This is a genomic window from Pseudonocardia sp. GCM10023141 (genome assembly GCF_042653605.1).
The window spans coordinates 1-14,366 of record NZ_JBHSIR010000047.1; the positions used below are offsets into that span (position 1 = coordinate 1).

Genomic DNA, 14,366 nt, shown 5'->3' on the forward strand with positions numbered 1-14,366 from the left:
GCAGCGTGAAGATCACGCTGAGCCGATCTTGGTCCACCCGCGGCTTACACGGATGCCGTGACACGCCCCCGGAAGCACCCGCACCGGACGTGGAAACAGATCCGGCGCCGCTTCTACGGGGCCGACCGGATCCGCGAGGGCAAGCTGGTCCTCCACAACCCGGCGAAGATGCGGGTGGAGCGCTACCGCTACCGCGGAGCGCAGATCGCCACACCGTTCGACATCGACGTCATCGACCCGGCCGGAGCCCGTTTCCGCCGGACCGGGCACGACGACGTCGAGTTCGTCGGACAGGTCTCCGAACTGATCACCTGACATCCCATCGGGACACGTGGAGAGCCCGGTGCGGGGACGGGAAGATCGACAGCCGAAACGCTGCACGGGCATGCCCGAGCGGCGTACCCACGACTACTACCGCCACGCCACCACGAGCCTGTTCGCCACGTTCAACATCGCCGATGGCACCGTGATCGGCGAGCCGCACCGCAAGCACCGCGCTATCGAGTTCCGCACGTTCCTGATCACGATCGACAAGACCGTGCCCGCCGAGCTGGACGTGCACCTGATCTGCGACGACTACGCCACCCACGAGACCCCCGCGATCAAAGGCCTGGCTGGCGGAGCACCCCCGCTTCCACCTGCACTTCACCCCGACCGGATCCTCCTGGATCAACCAGGTCGAGCGCTGGTTCGGGTTCCTCACCGACCAGAAGATCCGCCGCGGCACCCACAAGAGCGTCCAGGCCCTCGAGGCCGACATCCGGTCCTGGACCGCGGACTGGAACGCCCACCCGCGCCCGTTCATCGGGACCAAGACCGCCGAGGAGATCCTCGAATCACTCGCACGATTTTGTAGGCGAATTTCCGGCGCGGGACACCAGTTCTAGTGCTCCGCTGCACCCAGCCCGGCGATCGCGGCCTGCAACGGATCCCGTTGGCCAGAGGGCTGGTTCTCCCACAGCATCCAGGGGCTCGTGCCCGCCCGGTAGGCGGCTTCGAGCGCGGTGCGCTCCTTGACGGTGTCGGCCGGGTGCCAGAACCCGCGATGGCGGTAGGCCAGCATCCGGCCCTTTTCCGCCAGTGGCATGCAGACGTCGGCCACCAGGTCGCCGTTCTCCGGCAGCATGTCGAAGATCTCCGGACGCAGTACGAAGTAGCCGCCGTTCTCCCACAGTGGCATGTCCTGCAGCGTGCGGATGGAGGTGACCAGGTCGTCGTCGCCGAGGTTGACACAGTGGAAAGCAGACTGCGGCGGCACCGCGAGCAGGGCCCCGGCAGCGTCGCTGGCCTTGAACGTGTCGATCATGTCGTTGAGCGGCATATCGGTGAGGACGTCGGCGTAGTTGGCGAGGAACATCTCCTCGTTCTCGACGTACTTGCGAACCCTGCGGAGCCGCTCGCCGATGGGGGAGTCCAGTCCGGTGTGGACGAACGTGATGTTCCAGTCCTGGATGTCCGAACCGAGCAGTTCGACCTCGCCGCCGCTCAGCACGAAGTCGTTGGAGGTGGTTTCCGAGTAGTTGAGGAAGTAGTCCTTGACGTGTTGTGCGCCGTAGCCGAGGCACAGCACGAAGTCTTTGTGGCCGAAATGCGCGTAGTACCGCATGACGTGCCAGATAAGGGGTCGGGGTCCGACCGTTGTCATCGGCTTCGGAGCGTCGGACTGGCCGTCACGCATCCGCATGCCGTAGCCCCCGCAGAACAATACGACCTTCATGGGATGGGCCTTTCGCTCAAGAGGGGCAGGTGGGCTCGCGGGTCGGAGACGTCGTCGGGGCCGAGACCGAGCGGATTTGGTGAGCGGATCTTGTCGGGCTGATCGGGCTGAGCCGATCGGGCTCAGTAGGCGCCGCCGCCGGAGACGACGGCGCGAACGGTGCGGATGAGGATCAATGCGTCGAGTGCGAGCGTCCAGTTCTCCACGTAGCGCAGGTCGAGTCGAAGCGACTCCTCCCATGACAGATCGCTACGCCCGCTGACCTGCCAGAGGCCGGTCATGCCCGGCTTGACCAGCAGCCTCCGTCGGGCATCGCGGGCGTAGCCGACGACCTCCTTCGGAAGCGGAGGTCGGGGTCCGACCAGTGACATGGATCCGGAGACCACGTTGAGCAGCTGAGGCAGTTCGTCCATCGAGTAGCGGCGCAGCACCGCGCCGACCCGGGTGATCCGAGGGTCGTGATGAAGCTTGAACATCGGGCCGGCGCCGTCGTGATCGCTGAGAGCGAGGTCGGCCAACCGCTCCTCGGCGTCCACCACCATCGTCCTGAACTTGATCATTCGGAACTCGCGGCCGCCCTTGCCGACTCGCTGCTGGCGGAAGAACACCGGACCACCATCGGCTCGGACTGCGATCGCAACCGCGACGAGAACGGGCAGGAGAAGCAGAATCACCAGCAGCGACCCGATGCGATCGAGCGCCCCCTTGAGCAGCCGTGGCCCGCCTGCGAACGTCGGATGGGTCAGCCGGAGCAGGAGCAGGCCGTCGACGGTGGCCATGTGCAGGCGTGGCCCTGCGATCTCCATCAGGCCAGGATCGACGATGAGCTCTGTTCCGGTGTCCTCGAGATCCCAGGCGAGCTGCTGCAGCCGCTTCGCCGACCAGCTGTTGGTCTGGCCGACCGACACGGCGTCGAAGTTGCCCGACAGCGCCAGCAGCGGTGCCGAATCGAGATCGCCGACGACGGGGACGTCGTCGAGAGTGGGTGCGCCGTTGATACCGGTTCCGGTCGGGGTGCAGGCACCTACGACCGTCCAACCGTGCTCCGGGGCGCTGCGGGTGCGAGAGATGAGCGCGCTGACGGCCTCGGGGCACCCGATAGCGAGAACTCGGGCCATCGCGCCGCCCCGCCGCCGTCGGCTGTGCAGGTCCATCCGGAGTGTGAGTCGGCCTGCGGCAGAGAGTATGCCAGCGATGGGTAGCACGCCGAACACCCATGGCCTGCCGGCGGGCAGCTGAGCCGCCAGGCTGAACAGCCCGATGGTCACTGCGGCGGCAAGCATGCCGCGGAGAAGTCTGGTGAACTCGATGGGTTCCTGCCCGAGGACGCTCGGGTCCCAGGCCCTTGCCACGAGCAGGCACGCCATCGTGAGGACGACGACTCCGGCGCCGACGGTGAGCGTGAATCCTGCTGGCGCTGTGCCCCACAACAGGTACAGCGCCGCCGATGCGGCCACCGCGAAGAGGTCCGAGGCAGCGACCGCATAGGCGTAGCGACGCCGCCAACGAGGGCGTGCTGCCGACGCCGACAGCACTTGGCCGCCCATGGCGTCGTCGGCAATCGTCAGCTGTGACCGTTGCTTTTCCCGATCGGTCCGTCGGCCGGTCCCCGTTGGTGGCCTACGACCGAGTTCCGCCTCGGCGCTCATCGCTCGTCTGGCCCGTGCGGGCGCCGTGACGAGGATTCGCGTGCCGGCATGCTCATCGGTCCCTCCAGAGCGGCGCACGTGTTGTGCTTCCGTAGCAGGACTCGCCGGTAGCGGATCGTGCGTTAGCGGAATGGGGCACAGATCCCGGTTCCGGCCAATCCGGGTAGCCGAGCGTGATCGGCCGGTGACGCGCGCGCAGCGAGATCCCAACATCCTGACCTGCGCTGCAACGCACTCGGGCCGGCCGGACCTCCGGTTGGCGGTCCAGCGGATCACGCCGTGGATCAGGCCCATTCGACCGCTGCCGGAGCCGTGGTAGACCTGGAGAGTGGGAGACATGCATGACCTGACCGCGCTGGAGCAGGCAGCGGCGCTGCACAACGGCGACCTGACCTCCGTCGAGCTCGTCGAGCACCATCTCCGCCGCATCGAAGCGCTCGACTCCACGCTCGGCGCGTTCGTGACCGTCACCCCGGACGCCGCGCTCGTCGCGGCCGCCGCGGCCGATGTGGCTCTGCGGGCCGGGGATCCGCGACCGCTGCTGGGGATCCCCACCGCGATCAAGGACCTGGCGGTGACAGCGGGGGTGCGTACCCGGTTCGGCTCACCCGTCTACGCCGAGTATGTGCCCGACATCGACGATGATGCGGCGCGGCTGCTGCGCGAGGCCGGCACCATCTCCCTGGGCAAGACTGCGACGCCGGAGTTCGGGCTGCCGCCCTACACCGAGCCGGCCGGTCGGCCGCCCGCTGTCACGCCGTGGGATGTCACGCGGCTCGCCGGCGGGTCCTCCGGAGGAGCGGGGGCGGCCACGGCCGGGCGGTTGGTGGCGTTCGCGCACGGCACCGACGGGGGCGGATCGATCCGGATCCCGGCGGCGGTGTGCGGGCTGGTGGGGCTCAAGACCACGCGCGGACTCGTGTCGCGCGGCCCGGCCGGTGGGGACCCGCTCGGCATGTCCGTGTCCGGGCCGATCGCGCGCACCGTCGCCGACGCCGCCGCGATGCTCGACGTGCTGGCGCAGTCGGTGCCGGGGGAGCCGTACCCGCTGCTCGCCCGCCCGGCGGAGACCTATCTCGCGGCAGCGCGGCGCGCGGAGCCCCGGACGTTGCGGATCGGGCGGTACGCCACGCCACCGGTGCCCGACGTCGTCGTCGACCCGGCCTGTCTCGCGGCCTACGAGAAGACGTCGGTGTTGCTCGCCGAGCTCGGACACGAGGTCGTCGAGTTCGATCCCGGGCTCACGCCCGCCCTGCTCCCGATGTTCGAGACGCTGTGGGCCGTGCTCGCGCACGGCTATCCCGTGCCTCCCGAGGCCGAGCCGCTCCTGGCGCCGCTCACGCGATGGTGGCGCGACCGCGGCTCAGCGATCAGCGGGCCGGAGTACATGGCCGCCACGCAGGAGGCGATCACGATGACGCGCACCGTCGTCGGCGCGCAGGCCGCCGCCGGGCTCGACGTCGTGCTCACCCCGATGCTCGCGCAGCTGCCGCGGCCGGTCGGCTGGTTCACCGCGGGCGGCGATCCGGCGCAGGACTACGAGCGCCAGAAGGCGTTCACCCCGTTCACCGCCACGTACAACCTGTCGGGGCAGCCGGCGCTCAGCCTGCCCGTCGGGTGGGGACGCGAGGGTGACAGCCCTGAGCTGCCCGTTTCCGTGCAGCTGGTGGGGCTGGCGGGGTCCGACGCGCTACTGCTCGAACTCGGGGCGCAGCTGGAAGTCGCTGCCGGGTGGTTGGGGCTGCGGCCACCGGTGTGACCAGCGTCGCGGCGTGATCGATGACGCCCGACCTGGTGATTCGGCACGGCGGCGGATCGACTAGGTTCTCTGTCTGTGACCGTGCTGGAGACCATCCTGTACTTCGTGGTGCCGTCGGTGGGGCTGTACCTGCTCATCGCGCTGCTCGTCGCCGGGCCCAAGATGGCCCGACGGCCGCGCTACCGCGCCGGACAGCCGTGGCCGCACCAGCCGCTGTGGTGGACGGCCAACCCGCAGGGCGCGCAGCTGCCCGCGGCCGACGGTCACGTCGTGACCGGTGAACGAGGAGGTGCCCGTGGCAGCTGGTGAGCACGGCCACGGCGGCGAGGTCGCCACGGTCGATCCTTCGGACCTGCCCACGGGCTCGGTCCTCACGTCCTCCGGCCGCGTCTCGGCCGCTGAGGTCTACGCGGAGCCGTCGCGCACGGACCACCCCTTCTCTCCCGTCCAGCTCAGCCGGCTCGACGAGGCGCTGACGTTCGCGAGCCGGGAGACCGGCCTTCGCTTCAGCGTGTACCTGGGCGACCTCGGCCCCGACTCCCGGGCCCGTGCGGGTGAGCTGCTCAGCGCGCTCGAGGGATCCGGAGAGGCAGTGCTCGTGGCGGTCAGCCCGGAGCAGCGAGTGGTCGAGGTGCTCACCGGCGAGGAGGCCCGGATCCGGCTCCCCGATCGCGGCGCCAAGCTCGCCGTCATGAGCATGGTGGCCTCCTTCAAGGAGAGCGATCTGCTCGGCGGGCTGCTGAGCGGCCTGCGGATGCTGGCCGACCAGGCCGGCGGGCGACGCCGCAGCTCCTGATCGCCCGCAGCTCCTTGATCTCCAGCGGCGGTTCGCTATGGCCGAGGCATCGCGTAAGTCTTCGTCGCGCCGTTGACTGCCCCGGGCCGGGCAGCGAGTATGGCTGCGACGGACATCGCCGCGTGAACGAGAGATCGCTCCCCAACCGGTCACGAGACCAGCGCTGACATCGCCTGTCCGGGCGTCTCGCGGCGTCTGGTTGGCAGCCGCCCATCCGGCGCAGTCCCATCGCGCCTGCTGACGCTGCTGTGACCCATCGCTGGTCACCGACCGTTGAAGTTTTGCGACCTTTCACCACACTTGACGACTCCCGTCCCCGGTAGCCGTCGCGTAGAGTGTTGGGACGGCTTCTCGGAGCCACGTCAGTGCCGATGAGCAGGAGCCCAGATGGGGGATTCAATGTCGGATGGGCGAGGTAGGCCGCAGCGCCGCGGCGGGTCGCAGTCACCTGGCTCGTCGGTGCTCACGCCGCCCACCGGGATGCCGGCGATCTCTGACTTCGACGCCGCCATCCCGACGCAGCGCACGCCCGGCGATTGGCGTCCACCCGCTGCACCGAAGGCCGTCGTAGAGCCCTGCCAGTGCGGGCACGCCCGCGCTGCCCACGATCACTACCGCAGGGGCGATGACTGCGGCGCGTGTGGCGCCAAGGGGTGCGAAAGCTACGTAGCGGCCGTTCAGCCGACCAAACGCTCGATCTTCGGCAGGCGCCGACGCTGATCACAGTGATTCTCTACTCGACAGGTCCGGTTCGGCTCACGCCGACACGGACCTGTTTTGTTGTGTCCGGCCGGTCACGGCATCGATCAGCAGCGCCGTGCCCAGCACGCACACGACCGAGGTGCAGAATCCGCCGATCGTGTCGGTGGGGTAGTGGACCTCGGCTGACACGAGGGCCGCAGCCATGCCGATGCCGGCAACCAGCGCCGTCCCGAACAACACGGTCAAGGCCGCCGCACGGGGTAACTGCCAGCGGCTCAACAGGAGCAGTGCCACCACGATCGCGATCGACGTGGCGCCGCCGGTGTGGCCGCTGGGATAGGCGAAACCGCCGTCGATGGTGCGTCCGATAAACGGCTTGAGCAGCGTGGTCGCCAGTCCCGCGAGTCCCGGTCCGACCACGGCGAGCACGGCGAGCGGCCGATTGCCCGTCGCGAGACAGATGGCGGCGAGCACCACGGCGAGCAGGATGACCATGGCCGGGGTTCCGAACTGGATCACGAAATCGGCCGGTCGGCCCGAGTAGCTGGGCACGGCTGCTGCGAGCAGTGTCTCCGCATGTCGGTCAAGGCTGCCGCCCTCCGACTCTCCCGCGTACCGCACACCCAGCACTGCGTCCACGAGCAGCGCGATCACGATGGCCACCGTGGCCGGTAGCCGCAACCCCGGTGCCACGATCGCGCGCCGGGGCCGGATCGCTGTGCTCACCCGCTCCAATCTACGGGAGCCGGTGAGCACAGCGCGCCGATCAGCTCCGGTCGAACTCCCGCGCTGCCAGCGCCCGGACGATGCCGGCGCGCCCCTCGGTCACCAGCCGGCGCAGTGCCGGCGGGTGGGACTCGTCGGCCAGCCACGCGTCGGCGGCGTCGATGGTGGACTTCTCCACCGCCCACGACGGGAACAGGTTGATCGCCACCGACTGCGCGCGCTCGCTCGTGCGCCGCGCCCAGACGTCGGCGACCTCGGTGAAGTAGCGCTCCACGTAGCTGCCGAGCAGGCCGCGCTGGGCGGGGTGGCTGAAGCCGGAGATGATGGCTTCCTGCACCGCGTTGGGCAGGTCGTCGTCGTGCACGGCGCGGGTCCAGGCGCGTTCCTTCGCCTCGGCCGTGGGGATCAGCGCGCGGGCCCGCTCGGCCTGGCGCTGCCCGGTGGACGTCGGGTCGCTCTGCAGCTCCGCATCGATCTCGGCCTCGCCGACCACGCCGTGCGCGACGAGCGCGTGCAGCAGCCGCCAGCGCAGGTCGGTGTCGACGGTGAGCCCGGCGGGCACGTCCCCACCACCGAGAGCAGGGTCGAGCAGCCAGCCCTTCATCCGATCCAGGACGATCTGGGGCAACACCCCGGCCGCGAGCGCGTTCACGCAGGCCAGCTGCGTGTCGGAGCCCGCGGTGGCGGTGTCGAGGCGGAAGCGCAGCGAGTCCGACAGCAGCGGCCAGCCGCGGTCGGTGGCCCACTGCGGGTCGGCGTAGGACGCGATCGCCGTCTGCGCCTGCAGGAGCAGCCGCTGCACCACGCCGATCTCGGTCTCCGCGCCGAAACCGCCCGCGACGAGCGTGGCGAAGTCGCGGGCCTTGAGCTCGGCCTCGCGCGTCATCTCCCAGGCCGCCGACCAGCACAGCGTGCGGGGCAGCGGCTCGGCGATGTCGCCGATCCGGTCGACGAGCGTGGTGAGCGAGCCCGGATCCAGGCGCATCGCGCAGTAGGTGAGGTCGTCGTCGTTGACCAGCACCAGCTTGCCGCGCGAGACCCCGACCAGCTCCGGGACGGCCGTGCGGTCGCCGGTGACGTCGACCTCGATGCGGTGGGTGCGCACGAGCTTGCCGGTCCCGCTGTCATCGTCGTAGACGCCCACCGCGATGCGGTGCGTGCGCAGCTCGCCCGCACCGGGCCGGGCACCGCCCTGCACCACCTCGAAGCGGGTGAAGTTGCCGGCCTCGTCGAGGTCGAAGGACGGGCGCAGCAGGTTGAGGCCCGTGGTGCGCAGCCACTGCGAACCCCAGTCCGACAGGTCCCGGCCCGAGGACTCCTCCAGCGCGCCGAGCAGGTCGGCGAACGTCGCGTTGCCCCAGGCGTGCGCCGCGAAGTAGCTGCGCAGCCCGGCCAGGAACGCGTCGCGGCCCACGTAGGCGACGAGCTGCTTGAGCACCGACGCGCCCTTGGCGTAGGTGATGCCGTCGAAGTTGACCTCGACGGCCTGCAGGTCGGGGATGTCGGCGGCGATCGGGTGCGTGGACGGCAGCTGGTCCTGGCGGTAGGCCCACGACTTCTCGAGGTTGGCGAACGTCGTCCACGCCTCGGTGTACTCGGTGGCCTCGGCCTGGCAGAACACCGACGCCCAGGTGGCGAACGACTCGTTGAGCCACAGGTCGTCCCACCACGCCATGGTGACGAGGTCGCCGAACCACATGTGCGCCATCTCGTGCAGCACGGTCTCGGCGCGGCGTTCGTAGAGCGAGCGGGTGACCCGGGACCGGAAGACGTAGTCCTCGAGGAACGTGACGGCGCCCGCGTTCTCCATGGCGCCCGCGTTGAACTCCGGGACGAAGAGCTGGTCGTACTTGCCGAACGGGTACCGCACCCCGAACTGCTGGTGGTAGAAGCCGAAACCCTGCTTGGTCTCGGTGAACAGGCGCTCCGCGTCCATGTGCGGCGCGATCGAGGCCCGGCAGAAGATGCCCAGCGGGATCGTGCCGCCCTCGTCGGAGAACTCGTCGTGCCAGCTCGCGTACGGGCCGGCGATGAGCGCCACGAGGTAGGTGCTCATGATCTCGCTGGTGGCGAAGCGGTGGGTGACGGCGCCGCCCTTGCCCTCGCCGCTCTCCTCGATGGTGGCGTTGGACACCACCGTCCAGTCTGACGGTGCGGTGACCGTGATCTGGTAGCGCGCCTTCAGGTCGGGCTGGTCGAAGCAGGCGAACATGCGCTTCGCGTCGGCCGTCTCGAACTGCGAGTAGAGGTACACGGCGCCGTCGACGGGGTCGACGAACCGGTGCAGCCCCTCCCCGGTGTTCATGTAGCGGCCGACGGCCTCGATCCGCAGCTCGTTCTCCGCGGCGAGACCGGGCAGGGCGATGCCGTCGTCCTCCTTGTACGCGGAGACGTCGAGCGGGATGCCGTTGAGCACGGCCGAGGTGACCTCGGCCCCCACGAAGTCGATCCAGCTCTCGCTTCCCGGCTCGCGGGAGGTGAACCGGACGGTCGAGGTGGTGGCGAACAGGGCGTCGCCGGGCTTGCCGCCGCCATCGGTGAGATCGAGCTCGACGGTGTAGTCGGCGATCTCGAGCAGCGCGGACCGCCGCTCGGCGTCGGCGCGGGTGAGGTTGGGCGGGGCCATACCGGGGGGACTCCTTCGGCAACAGGTGCAATGACCGCCGATCCAACCACGGGATCGGCGGGCGCGCCGCGGAAATGCCGCTGCGGTGGCGCATACCGCATCCGCAACGCGGGTAAGTCCTCCGCCGGAGCGGGAACACCCGGATGGAACCGCCGGTTGGACGGATAGTTGAGCGTTTGAGCCTGCACACTGGGAGCACTTGTGACGAGCACCGAGACCGCCCGCGTCGACTTCTGGTTCGACCCTCTCTGCCCATGGGCGTGGATCACGTCGCGCTGGATGCTGGAGGTCCGCGAGGTCCGTGACGTCGAGATCAGCTGGCACGTGATGAGCCTCGCCGTCCTCAACGAGGGCCGCGACATCCCCGAGGAGTACCGCAAGGGCCTCGAGCAGGCCTGGGGCCCGGTGCGCGTGGCCATCGCCGCGGCGCGGGAGAAGGGCGACGAGATCCTCGAGCCGCTCTACACCGCCTTCGGCACCCGGATCCACAACCAGGGCATCAAGGACTTCGCGGTCGTGATCAAGGAGGGCCTGGCCGAGCTGGGCCTGCCCGAGTCCCTCGCCGAGGCCGCCACCAGCACCGAGTTCGACGAGGAGCTGCGCGCGAGCCACCACAAGGGCATGGACAAGGTCGGTCCGGACGTGGGCACGCCCACCATCCACATCGACGACGTGGCGTTCTTCGGCCCCGTGCTCTCGCGCATCCCGCGCGGTGAGGTGGCCGGCACGGTATTCGACGGCGCCCGCGCGCTGGCCAACTACCCGCACTTCTTCGAGCTCAAGCGCACCCGGCACGAGAACCCCGAGTTCGACTGAGTTCACCGGCACGGGAGCGGCACTCACCGGGAGGGGAGTGCCGGTCTCGTGCGTTCGGCGTCAGGTGGCGGGTGCCAGTGCCGTCGTCGGTCGGTTCCAGTCGATCTGCTCGTCGATCGACGGGCCGGCGGGTCTGGCGCTCGGGCCGCCGGGACGGCCGCCGCTGCTGAGCCGCGCGCTGGCGGCGATGTTGGCGTCGACCCGCGCCCGGCGCAGCTGCTCGTAGGTGGCGAGCGCCGCACCGGCGTCGTGCAGGTCGCGCAGGGTCTTGGCCAGGATGACGGCATCCTCCAGCGCCATCGACGCTCCCTGCCCGGTGGCCGGTGACGCGGCGTGCGCGGCATCGCCGATGATCACCATGCCGTTGCGGTGCCAGCGCGCGACGTCGGGCAGGTCGTAGGCATTGGTGACCTGCACTCGGGTGGCTGCGGCGACGATCCGCGACGGCACCTCCTCCGCGCCGAGCCGGTGGAGCAGGTAGGCCTGCCACGCTGCGGTGGTGCCACCGGCGATCGCGGCGCGGCTGAGCTCGGCGTCGTCGACGCGCGCGAACCACCACGTCTCGCCGCGGTCGGCGGCGATGTAGCCGAAGGCGGTGGCCCCGCGGACGACGTGGAACCGGCTGGTGTCGAGGGCGTGCCGGCCCCGGGAGGCGCCGTAGAAGACGCGCTGCCCGACGTAGCGCGGCGCGCGCGCCGACGGGTCGATGAGGCTGCGGACGGTGGAGTTGAGGCCGTCTGCGCCGATGAGGAGGCCACCGCGCGCGGTGGTGCCGTCGGCGAAGGTGGCGGTCAGGGCGTCATCGTGCCGGCTGACCGCGACCAGCCGCCTGCCCGTGCGCACGACGATGCCGCGGGCCTCGGCCGCGCGGCGCAGCGCTGCCACCAGCTCGGCACGGGTGAGGTACCGGAAGCAGGTGGCCGGGTCGGTGTGATCGCCGATCGGGATATCGGCGAGCTGCGCGCCTCCGCCGTCGGTGACCAGCATGGATCGCAGCTCCCCACCGGCGGCGGCGACGGCCTCGCCGGCATCGATCTGTCGCAGCGCCCGCATCCCGTTGCTGGCCAGCGTCAGGAAGGCGCCGCCGACCGCGTCCGGCTCCGGATCGGCCTCGTGGATCTCGGCCGGGATCCCGGCCTTCTGCAGGGCGAGCGCCGCCGCCGTTCCGGCGACGCCACCCCCGATGATCAGCACAGTGGGGCTCATCGGTTCGTGGCGGCGAAGCGATCACACAGCCGCTGGAACGCCTCGTCGCAGTGCACCGCGAAACCCTTGTCCGTCCGGTCGACCCGTGCCGGGCGCAGCGCCGGACGGTGCCCGGCCACCGCGTCCCGGCCCGGCGCGGCCCGCTCGCGCTCCGAGGGGACCCACCAGAACACCTGCTTGCTGACGGGGTGGGCGGCGCCGTCGGCGTGCCGGGCGGTGATCTGCTGCAGCACGCCCAGCGCGATGGCGGGGTGGGTCGGGCCGATCGCGTGCACGAGCATCGACTCCGGCGTCGGGAAGCTCACGAGCGCGCCGTCGGCGATCGGGGCGTGGAGGTAGCGGCTCAGCACGTACACGTGCGCGGCCACGCAGGGCAGCTCGCCGCTGATCTTCAGGAACGCGACGTTGCCGTCCTCGAACGTGCTCAGGGTGAACGGCTCCTCGACGGTGTTGGCCACCGCGAGGTCGAACAGGTGCGGTTCCCGATCCGGATCGGGGCTGCCGAGCTTCTCCCGGCGCAGCGGCATGATCGACTCGGGCCGATCGACCAGCACGCTCTCCCACAGCTCCGGTGCGAGCTCGCGGCTGACCATGGCGCTGCGGTGGATCCCGGCGAACCGTTCGGCAGCGTGCAGGCGCAGGCGCAGGCCGGTCTCGTGGCCGCGCAGCTCGGCGCTGGTGATGTCGACCGGCTCGGGCGCGGGTGCCTCGCGGTCGACCCGTTCGACGTCGCCCGCGGTGGAGGTGGCGAACCGGGCGCAGATCCGGTGGAAGTCGTCGTCGCAGGACAGGGTGAGCCCCGCTGCGGTGCGCTGCACCGCCTGCGGTCGCAGGTCCGGGCGGTGGCCCGCGGCCGCGTCGCGTCCCGGGGCAGCGCGCTCGCGCTCCGAAGGCACCCACCAGAAGACCTGGCTGCTGATGGCCCTGGTGCCGGACGCCACGAGAGCGGCGCCGACGTCCTGCAGCACGCCCAGCGCCTGTGCGGGGTGCTGCTGCCCGAGCGCGTGCACCAGCATCACCTCCGGCAGCGGGAAGCTGACGAGCGCGCCGTCGGTGACGGGACCGTCGAGGTAGCGGCTCAGTACGTAGGCGTGCGCGGCGAGATACCGGTGCTCCCCTCCGATGTGCAGGAACGTGACGCCGCCGTGCTCCATCGGTGTGAGCGTGAACGGATCCTCGACGGTGTTGGCGACCGCGAGGTCGAAGAGCTGCTGCTCACGGTGGTGGTCGGCGACGCCGAGCTGCGCGCGCGGCAGCGGCTGCACCGAGTCGGGCCGGTCGACCGCGACCGTCTCCCACAGCCCCGCGGCGAGCTCGCGGCTGACCATGCCACCGCGCAGCGGCTCGGGCAGCGTGTCGGCGGTGTAGAGCCGGATGCGCAGGTCGGCCTCGTGGCCGTTGAGCGCGGCGCTGCTGAGGCTGATCAGCTCGGCCGGGAGCGCAACGGGCTGCGGCGCCGGCGCGTCGGGGCCGTCCTGCAGATCGGGGCGACCGATCGGGACCCCGTTGCGGCGCATGCTCCGCACGAACCCGCGGACGACGCCCTCGGCGAACTCCGTGGGCGCCCCGCCCGCCGGGAAGCCGTCGAGCAGTGGCTGCAGCGACATCGGGAAGCGATCCGGCACGCCGGGGACGGCGATCCGGAACTCCACCCCGGGCACGTACTGCGCATCGATACCTGCGGCGGCGAAGGCCGCCTGCATCGCCGGTACGACGGGATGCGCGTCGCGGCGCCGTTTGCTTCCGAGCATGCTCTCCGAACCCCCCAGTTCGTTGCCGCCCGATCATGGCACGGGGGTCCGACGAACGCTCGGGGCACCGGGGTCCCGGACGCGCGCTGGGGGCGGACGAGCACCTCGTCCGCCCCCCAGCCGCGCCCGGATCAGTAGCGGGCGATCACCGCGTCCCGCAGGACACCGGTCTCGAGCTCCATCTCCCGCACCCGGTTCTTGACGAGGTCACCGATGCTGACCATGCCGAGCAGGCGGCCGCCCGCGACGACCGGCAGGTGGCGGTAGCGGCCCGTCGTCATCCGGGCCATGGCGTGCGCGACGGTCTCGTCCGGATCGCACGTCTCGACCCACTTCGTCATCACGTCGCTGACCGGCATCGCGAGCAGCGCCGCGCCGTGGCGGCCCAGCGCCCGGACGATGTCGCGCTCCGACACGATCCCGACGATCGCCTCGTTCTCGTTGCACACCAGCAAGGCCCCGACGCCCGCTCGGCCCAGCCGCTCGACAGTGTCGGAGACCGTCAGCCAGGGCAGCACGGAATGCACCGTGCGACCCTTCGTGGCGAGGATGTCCGCAATCTTCATCGGTTTCCCCTTTCGACTTCGCTACTGCTCCATCTGCCTCAATGGTGCGCCT

At 70.6% G+C, this 14,366-nt stretch carries 13 protein-coding genes; 6 read left to right on the top strand and 7 right to left on the bottom strand.

Annotated features, from left to right (window positions below; all coding sequences use genetic code 11):
• Positions 1–57 precede the first annotated feature (57 nt).
• Positions 58–315 (top strand): hypothetical protein, encoded by a 258-nt coding sequence (locus ACFPFQ_RS27445; protein WP_379623834.1) that lies wholly within the window; start codon positions 58–60, stop codon positions 313–315.
• Between the two features lie 16 nt (positions 316–331).
• Positions 332–856 carry a hypothetical protein gene (locus tag ACFPFQ_RS27450; protein ID WP_379623836.1) on the top strand — a complete coding sequence of 175 codons (525 nt, stop codon included), beginning with the start codon at positions 332–334 and terminating at the stop codon, positions 854–856.
• 27 nt (positions 857–883) lie between these two features.
• Here ACFPFQ_RS27450 and ACFPFQ_RS27455 read toward each other — a convergent pair whose 3' ends face one another.
• The gene (locus tag ACFPFQ_RS27455) at positions 884–1,717 is read right to left on the bottom strand and encodes a sugar phosphate nucleotidyltransferase (RefSeq protein ID WP_379623838.1); all 834 of its coding nucleotides are present in this window, start codon (positions 1,715–1,717) and stop codon (positions 884–886) included.
• Positions 1,718–1,839: 122 nt separating this feature from the next.
• A complete protein-coding gene (locus ACFPFQ_RS27460; RefSeq protein ID WP_379623839.1) occupies positions 1,840–3,705 on the bottom strand; it encodes a sugar transferase in 1,866 nt (621 codons plus the stop codon).
• Here ACFPFQ_RS27460 and ACFPFQ_RS27465 point away from each other — a divergent pair.
• The 3 genes from ACFPFQ_RS27465 to ACFPFQ_RS27475 all read left to right on the top strand — a co-directional run bounded on the left by ACFPFQ_RS27465 (position 3,704) and on the right by ACFPFQ_RS27475 (position 5,921).
• Positions 3,704–5,125, top strand: coding sequence for an amidase (locus ACFPFQ_RS27465; protein ID WP_379623840.1), 1,422 nt, complete (start codon positions 3,704–3,706; stop codon positions 5,123–5,125). The genes ACFPFQ_RS27460 and ACFPFQ_RS27465 overlap by 2 nt on opposite strands.
• A 75-nt stretch (positions 5,126–5,200) precedes the next feature.
• Positions 5,201–5,434 (top strand): hypothetical protein, encoded by a 234-nt coding sequence (locus ACFPFQ_RS27470; RefSeq protein ID WP_379623842.1) that lies wholly within the window; start codon positions 5,201–5,203, stop codon positions 5,432–5,434.
• A complete protein-coding gene (locus ACFPFQ_RS27475; protein WP_379623844.1) occupies positions 5,421–5,921 on the top strand; it encodes a DUF5130 family protein in 501 nt (166 codons plus the stop codon). The genes ACFPFQ_RS27470 and ACFPFQ_RS27475 overlap by 14 nt, the downstream gene beginning before the upstream one ends.
• Before the next feature lie 756 nt (positions 5,922–6,677).
• Here the strand turns inward: ACFPFQ_RS27475 and ACFPFQ_RS27480 are convergent.
• Positions 6,678–7,277, bottom strand: a complete 600-nt coding sequence (locus ACFPFQ_RS27480) for a phosphatase PAP2 family protein (RefSeq protein ID WP_379623846.1) — start codon at positions 7,275–7,277, stop codon at positions 6,678–6,680.
• 112 nt (positions 7,278–7,389) lie between these two features.
• On the bottom strand, positions 7,390–9,975 hold the full coding sequence (pepN, locus tag ACFPFQ_RS27485; RefSeq protein ID WP_379623848.1) for an aminopeptidase N: 2,586 nt from the start codon (positions 9,973–9,975) through the stop codon (positions 7,390–7,392).
• A 201-nt stretch (positions 9,976–10,176) separates the two neighbouring features.
• On the opposite strand from pepN, the gene ACFPFQ_RS27490 reads away from it, so the two are divergent.
• Positions 10,177–10,791 (top strand): DsbA family oxidoreductase, encoded by a 615-nt coding sequence (locus tag ACFPFQ_RS27490; protein WP_379623850.1) that lies wholly within the window; start codon positions 10,177–10,179, stop codon positions 10,789–10,791.
• Between the two features lie 60 nt (positions 10,792–10,851).
• On the opposite strand, the gene ACFPFQ_RS27495 is transcribed toward ACFPFQ_RS27490, so the two are convergent.
• The 3 genes from ACFPFQ_RS27495 to ACFPFQ_RS27505 all read right to left on the bottom strand — a co-directional run bounded on the left by ACFPFQ_RS27495 (position 10,852) and on the right by ACFPFQ_RS27505 (position 14,314).
• Complete coding sequence (locus ACFPFQ_RS27495) at positions 10,852–11,997, bottom strand: FAD-dependent monooxygenase (RefSeq protein ID WP_379623852.1); 1,146 nt, start codon at positions 11,995–11,997, stop codon at positions 10,852–10,854.
• On the bottom strand, positions 11,994–13,748 hold the full coding sequence (locus ACFPFQ_RS27500; RefSeq protein ID WP_379623854.1) for a hypothetical protein: 1,755 nt from the start codon (positions 13,746–13,748) through the stop codon (positions 11,994–11,996). The genes ACFPFQ_RS27495 and ACFPFQ_RS27500 overlap by 4 nt, the downstream gene beginning before the upstream one ends.
• Positions 13,749–13,879: 131 nt before the next feature.
• Complete coding sequence (locus tag ACFPFQ_RS27505; protein ID WP_379623856.1) at positions 13,880–14,314, bottom strand: CBS domain-containing protein; 435 nt, start codon at positions 14,312–14,314, stop codon at positions 13,880–13,882.
• Between the last annotated feature and the right edge of the window lie 52 nt (positions 14,315–14,366).